The organism is Pseudomonas sp. P5_A2_2, from assembly GCF_054177685.1.
Genome location: NZ_JBGCUL010000193.1, coordinates 1 through 6,736 on the forward strand (window position 1 = coordinate 1; position 6,736 = coordinate 6,736).

The 6,736-nt window shown below is 60.2% G+C and carries 5 protein-coding genes and 2 pseudogenes; 1 reads left to right on the top strand and 6 read right to left on the bottom strand.

Annotation, left to right across the window (positions count from 1 at the left end; genetic code table 11):
- Positions 1-582: amino acid permease (locus ACXRVY_RS13595; protein WP_458237554.1), on the bottom strand; the 582-nt coding region annotated here is incomplete at its 3' end.
- A 498-nt stretch (positions 583-1,080) separates the two neighbouring features.
- On the opposite strand from ACXRVY_RS13595, the gene ACXRVY_RS13600 reads away from it, so the two are divergent.
- Positions 1,081-1,944, top strand: a complete 864-nt coding sequence (locus ACXRVY_RS13600) for a DNA-3-methyladenine glycosylase family protein (protein ID WP_223459457.1) — start codon at positions 1,081-1,083, stop codon at positions 1,942-1,944.
- A gap of 130 nt (positions 1,945-2,074) precedes the next feature.
- On the opposite strand, the gene ACXRVY_RS13605 is transcribed toward ACXRVY_RS13600, so the two are convergent.
- The 5 genes and pseudogenes from ACXRVY_RS13605 to ACXRVY_RS13625 all read right to left on the bottom strand — a co-directional run bounded on the left by ACXRVY_RS13605 (position 2,075) and on the right by ACXRVY_RS13625 (position 6,650).
- On the bottom strand, positions 2,075-3,424 hold the full coding sequence (locus ACXRVY_RS13605) for a CoA transferase (protein ID WP_223459455.1): 1,350 nt from the start codon (positions 3,422-3,424) through the stop codon (positions 2,075-2,077).
- Between the two features lie 175 nt (positions 3,425-3,599).
- The gene (locus ACXRVY_RS13610) at positions 3,600-4,355 is read right to left on the bottom strand and encodes a methyl-accepting chemotaxis protein (protein WP_457266094.1); all 756 of its coding nucleotides are present in this window, start codon (positions 4,353-4,355) and stop codon (positions 3,600-3,602) included.
- 102 nt (positions 4,356-4,457) lie between these two features.
- A pseudogene (locus tag ACXRVY_RS13615) lies at positions 4,458-5,804 on the bottom strand (PDC sensor domain-containing protein); the annotation flags it as partial.
- A gap of 135 nt (positions 5,805-5,939) precedes the next feature.
- Positions 5,940-6,063 (bottom strand): annotated as a pseudogene (locus ACXRVY_RS13620) (DUF454 domain-containing protein); the annotation flags it as partial.
- A 122-nt stretch (positions 6,064-6,185) separates the two neighbouring features.
- On the bottom strand, positions 6,186-6,650 hold the full coding sequence (locus ACXRVY_RS13625; RefSeq protein WP_223459451.1) for a methylglyoxal synthase: 465 nt from the start codon (positions 6,648-6,650) through the stop codon (positions 6,186-6,188).
- Between the last annotated feature and the right edge of the window lie 86 nt (positions 6,651-6,736).

Here is a 6,736-nt window from a genome sequence, read left to right on the forward strand (position 1 = left end):
GCCCAGGTCCGGGTTCTTCAGGCCCCAGATGTCGGCGGTGAAGATGTCCAGCTTGAAGGCGAATAATGCAATCAACATGAACAACAGCAGCGGCACGATCTTGGCGACGGTGGTCACCAGGTTGATGAACGCTGCTTCCTTTATTCCTCGCAGTACGAGGAAATGTACGGCCCAGAGCAGCACCGAGGCGCCGATCACGGCGGCAGGGGTATTGCCCTCCCCAAATAGCGGAAAGAAGTAGCCGAGCGTGCTGAACAGCAAGACGAAGTAGCCAACGTTGCCCAGCCAGGCACTGATCCAGTACCCCCAGGCGGACGAGAAGCCCATGTAGTCGCCGAAACCGGCCTTGGCGTAGGCGTAAACCCCGCCATCAAGGTCGGGTTTGCGGTYGGCCAGGGTCTGGAACACAAACGCCAGGGTGAGCATGCCGACGGCGGTGATCGCCCAACCGATCAGAATGGCGCCGACATCGGCACTGGCGGCCATGTTTTGTGGCAAGGAAAAGATCCCGCCACCAATCATCGAACCCACGACTAACGCAACCAGCGCGCCGAGTTTGAGTTTTCCGGGAGCTTCAGACATTGCATGACTCCAATGCAGGAGAAGAGAGGCAACAGACTAATTCTGTTGGCCATCCAATCAGCTGACTTAGATCACTAAATGAGAGCGTTCCCAAGTTGTTGGCGGAGTGCCATCATTCGCAGGGCTGTTGCCTGTAATGCCTGATCTAGAGGCTTTTGCAGATTATTCAAGAACTTTTTAGCATTTGTTTCGAATTATGACGCTAGTTGGTTTTTCAAAATCTGCAAATTTTATTCATGCATTTTTTGTACTGAATTGATGTATTAAAAAAACGTATAAAACTAATGATTATATCGATGCCACAATAGCCGTTTTGTGCAAGTTAAAAGACGGTTGTTGGCGATATTCAATAAACCTTATTACTCTTCATCAATTTTATTAACGTCCGCTATGTGACGACCTCGCGGCAGTTGCCGCCTCAAAAAATGGAGCTGCAACGATGTCGCAATCACCGAACAAGCTTCGCTTGAGCGCATTGATCGCGTTGGTGGTGGGTCTGTGAAGCTGTTGCTGGCCTACCAGCCACCCTATGACTGGCCGGCGTTGCTCGGGTTTTTGTCGGCGCGGGCGATTGTCGGGTTGGAAACGGTGGTCGACGGTGTGTATTCGCGCAGCATCGGTTTGAACGGTGCTTGCGGTATGTTCTCGATCCAGCCTGGCACCTCGGATGCCCTTGAGTTGACCCTGGATTTTCCTGATTCGGGTGCCGTCCCTGCAATCGTCGCAAGCGTGCGGCGGATGTTTGATCTGGACGCCGACCTGTCCACGATTCACCGGCACCTGGCAGTTGATCCCCTGTTGGCGCGGCTGATTGCCGAGCACCCCGGGCTGCGTGTGCCGGGGGCGTGGGATGGCCTGGAGTTGGCGATCCGCGCGGTGCTGGGGCAGCAGATTACGGTGGCGGCGGCGATCAAGCTGGCGGGCAAACTGGTAGCACAGTACGGCACGCCATTCCATTCACGGTTGCCGGGGTTGACCCATGTGTTTCCCGAGGTCAGCGTTTTGGCTGGCGCGGATCTGGCTGCGTTGGGCATGCCGAAAAGCCGAGGCCGGACGCTGTCGGGGGTGGCCCAGGCATTACTCGATGATCCGCGGTTGTTCGAGCCCGGTCGGGAGGGAGGCGTAGCGCGGTTATTGGCCTTGCACGGGATTGGTGACTGGACGGCGCAATACATTGCGTTGCGACAGTTGCGGGAGATGGATGGATTTCCCAATGGCGACGTGGGGTTGATCAATGCGTTGGCGGCGCTGGAGGGTGGGCCGGTGACAGCCAGGCAGCTGTTGTTGCGGGCTGAGGGGTGGCGGCCTTATCGAGGGTATGCGGCGCAGGTGCTGTGGACTTCTTTGAGTCGGGCGGACTGAGCTGATCCCGGTTTTTTGTTGCCGCTTCTGGCGCCATCGCGGGCAAGCCCGCTCCCACAGTTGATCGCGGTCGCTCGGAAGTTCTCGGTCACCTGTGGGAGCGGGCTTGCCCGCGATGGCGATATGACTGTCACCACCACTGCGCGGGATGTGAACCCAGTTCAGTAGCGGGCAATGCCCACCGCAACGGCGTCCCGATGATCTTCAGGGGCGCCTGCAACCGATGCGCCGGCCCCCAGGGTGTTTGCTCAACCTGTATCCCCTGATCGTGTTGATCTTCGGCGCGCAACTGCTCATCCGGGCCGGCTCCTTGCCCGATCAACAACTTCGCGGTACACGCCAACGACAACCGGGCCGAGCCCCCCGTACTGTCGTTCAACCGCTGCGCCAACAACCGGATCGCACTGGCCGCCATCAAATACCCGGTGGCGTGATCGAGGGCCTGTACCGGCAACGGCGTCGGCTTGTCCGCCTGCTTCCAGCGCATGCCCGCTTCGGCAATGCCACTGCTCATCTGCACCAGGCTGTCGAAGCCCCGGCGGTTTTGCCAGGGGCCGCTCCAGCCATAGGCGTTGAGGCAAACATCGATCAGGCCCGGGTTCAGTTGCCGGCGCTCATTCATGCCCAGGCCAAGCCGCTCCAGTGCATCGGCGCGATAGCCGTGGAGCAGAATGTCGGCGTCCTTGAGCAGGCATTCGAATACGTCGCGGTCGGACCTGTCGTTCAGATCAAGACGCGCGCAGCGTTTTCCCAACGTGACTTCCGGCACCACCCCCGGCTCGTTCCAGGTCGGCGGATCGATACGCAAGACATCGGCGCCCAGGCCTGCCAGAAAGCGGCTGGCGATGGGGCCTGCCAGCACCCGGGTTAAATCCAGCACCTTGATGCCCGACAGTGGCCGGGACACTGAGCCCGCCCACGGTTTGTCGCTCTGGCCAGGGTGGTTGGTGAAATGAATCAAGGTTTCGGCATTTACCGCCTGGCCTTGAGGATGGGTCTGCCATTGATCCCAGGTGCGCATTTCGGCGGCACAGCCACCGGCATCGACCACCGCCTGCTCCAGCTCGCTTTTCGCCCATTGCGCCACTTGGCAAGCCATCGCTGCACGGTCGGTACAGGCACCGAGCACGCTTTCGGCAGCGGCGCGGTGATGGGGGGCGTTGGTGTGCAGGCGAATCCAGCCATCGCGGGTGGCGTAGTCACCGGCCACCGCATCCCACAGCGGCGGAACGCTCCAGCCGATCGGGCGAATCGAGGTTGCGAACCAGAAGGACGCCAGGCGTCGGTCAACTTCAAGGTCGGGCAGGCGTCCGGTTTGTTGGTGCAGCAGTTCGCTGGCGGCCTGGCCGGCGGCGGCCATGCTGGCGCAGGCCAGATCCGTGACGGCAAATGCCGAGGGCAGGGCGCCGCTGGACGTGAATGGAATCGGGGTGTGAGGCAAACCGAGTGCAGCTTGAATGGACGTGAGCAGATCAGTCATCGAAGGGCCCTCCGGAGCGAGAGCCCGATCATAGTTCAAAAAATTCCAGGTCAGATGAAATCCCTCTGTGGGAGCGAGCTTGCTCGCGATGACGGAATTACATTCAACATCAATGTTGATTGAAAGACCGCTATCGCGAGCAAGCTCGCTCCCACAGGGGATCTTCGGTAGGTTTTTAAACGCGGAACTGATCCATCAACTTCATCTGCTGGGTGGTCAGGGCGTTGAGCTGGCTGCTGATCTGCGCCGACTCCGTGGCCTGGCCGGTCAGGGTTTCGGTGACGGTGCGGATCGCCGAGACGTTGCGGTTGACCTCTTCGGCGACGGCGCTTTGCTGCTCGGCGGCGCTGGCGATTTGCAGGTTCATATCGCTGATCACGGTGACTGCGTCACTGATCTTGCCCAAGGCCTGGACCGCCTGCTGGATCTGCTCGGCGTTGCTGTGGGCCTGGGTCTGGCTTGAGTGCATGGTGGCGACCACGCCGCGGGTGCCGGACTGGATGCGTTCGATCACCAGGCGAATTTCTTCCACCGAGTCCTGGGTACGCTTGGCCAGGTTGCGCACTTCATCGGCCACCACCGCAAAGCCGCGACCGCTCTCGCCGGCACGGGCGGCTTCAATCGCCGCGTTGAGCGCCAGCAGGTTGGTTTGTTCGGCGATGCTGCGAATCACCTCCAGCACCGAACCGATCTGCTCGCTGTTGACCGCGAGGGCTTCGACTTCGGTCACGGCCTTGCTGACCTCTTCGGCCAGTTGATTGATATCGCGGGTGCTGCGCTCGATGATCGACAGGCCGTCGCGGGCCGATTGGTCGGCACCCTTGGCCGCATTGGCCGCGTTCGAAGCGCTGTTGGCGACATCGTGGGCGGTGGCGCTCATTTCGTTGGACGCCGTGGCAACCTGATCGATTTCGCGGAATTGCAACTGCATGCCTTCGCTGGTCTGGCGGGCGATTTCCGAAGACTGGTCGGCGGTGCCGCGGGCATCGGTGATGCTTTGCTTGATCTGCGCGATGGTCGGTTGCAGCTTGTCGAGGAAGCGGTTGAACCAGCTCACCAGTTCGCCCAGTTCGTCCTGCTTGCTGTAGTGCAGGCGCTGGGTCAGGTCGCCGTCGCCACTGGCAATCGCCTTGAGCATGTCGGCTACGCTGTTGATCGGGCGGGTCACGCCGGACGCGGTGAGCCACATCAGCAACAGCCCGAGCAGGCCGGCAATCACCGCCACAGACAGTGCCTTGAGCGTACCGCTTTGCTGGGCATCGTCGAGCACCGCTTGGAGCTTCACCGAGTCGGCCAGCAGCACTTGTTTGGGCAGGTCGATGACCACGGCCCAGGCATTGGCATCGGCAATCGGACTGACCGGGTACACCGCGCGGATCAGGTCGCCTTGCTGGAGAATCTTCGGCGCACCACTACCGAGCAATTGCAGGATGTCCTTGCCATCGACGCCCAGGGTGTCGCCGATGTTCTTGCCGACTTTACCGGCATCGACACTGTAGGCAGCCAGCACACCAGTGCCGGAGACGATCAGCATGTGTCCGGCGCTGTTGAACAGGTCGCGCTGGGAGTTGACCGCCGCCGCTTGCAGGGCATCGAGGGCGATGTCGATACCGACCACACCGATGGACTTGCCATCCACCAGCAGCGGTACGGAAATGGTGGTCATCAACACTTCCTTGCCGCCGACAGTATCGGCGTAGGGGTCGAGCAGGCAGATGCGCTTGCTGTCCCGAGGGCAGGTGTACCAGACGTTGTACGGCGTGCCGCTGAGGTTCAGGGTGGTTTTGGTCATGTCCTCTTCGACCATGATCGTGTTCAGCGACTGACCACCGGCACGGCTCCAGTAGGTGGCGAAACGGCCGATCTCGTTAGACTGGCGGGCGGCGTCGTTGGCGAACTCGCTGTCCTTGCCGTCCAGGCCGTTGGGTTCGAACGCCAGCCAGATGCCCAGCACTTTGCCGTTGCGCTCGAACGCGGTTTTCAGGCTCTGGTTCAACTCTTCACGCAGGGCACCGGGCTCAAGCGAACGCTTGGCGGCCATGGAGCGCATGTCCTTGATCTGGTCCGCGAGGGCGGTCACCACCGTCAGGGTTTCACCGAAGGTCTTCTGCACCCGCACCGCTTGCTCGGCGGCCTTGGCCTGGATCAGGTCCTGCACACTGGCGGTGAGCATTCTGCTGCTGGAGTCGTTGACCAGGTCATCGTTCTGATTGGTCTGGTAAATGTTCATGCCCACTATCAAGGCGACTACGCCCAGCAGGCACAGACCGGACAGCAGGACGATTTTCAGGCGAATGGACAGTGAGTCGAACATAGGGCGAGCTCGCGAAGGAATGAATGGTCGGCTGTGAGCCATTGYGGCTCGACTCGCCAAATCCATTTAGCGCCATTCAATCCACATCGGCGTGGGGGCGAGATTGCATGAGGGGCATGCCGACGAACGGTCAAGGTTGAACGTTTGCGCGGGAAAATGTGCCGAAAAGGGGATTAAAAACGGGGAAAATCGCGTTGGAATTTACGGGGGCTGCGGCAGTGATTCCGGTCGCGACCAGATCCACAGATTGCCCAGCCCCATGCTGGCAATCGCCAGGTAGATCGGCCAGCCATGATCGAGCATCACCAAACATGAGACCGGCACAGGCTCGCACACAGGGTCGGTGTTGTGTCAGGCGACTTACGGGTTGCCGACGGTTTCAATCAGGCCAAGGTGATGATAGTGCTTATCATTAAGCAAGGTGCTCAAGTACTGATTTGTGAAGCTTTACGCGCGACCCTGCAAATAGGTCGCGTAATCGGGAATCCGATGGAGGTGCGCCTGATCCATCAACGGGCTGCTGATCAGGTAGTCGGCGCTGCATTCGTTGCACGCCACCGGGATGTTCCACACTGCTGCGACGCGCAGCAATGCCTTGATATCCGGGTCGTGGGGCTGGGGTTCGAACGGGTCCCAGAAAAATACCAGCATATCGACCCGCTGCTCAGCGATTTGCGCGCCGAGCTGCTGGTCGCCACCCAGTGGCCCGCTGATCATGCTTTGCACCGGCAGGTCGAGGCGTTGTTGCAACAACAAACCCGTGGTGCCGGTGGCGACCAGATCATGCTGGGCCAGTTTGTCTTTTTGCCGTTCGGCCCAGTCCAGCAAGAACACCTTGCAGTGGTCATGGGCAACCAGGGCGATACGCTTGCGCGCCGCCAGGGTCTTTTGTGTAAAGCTGATGCCGATCATGGGTTGTTGCTCCAGAAATGACACGCACCCTGTAGGAGCAGCCGGTCGACGCTCGATTGCTCGCGATGGTCGTTAACGATGACAAG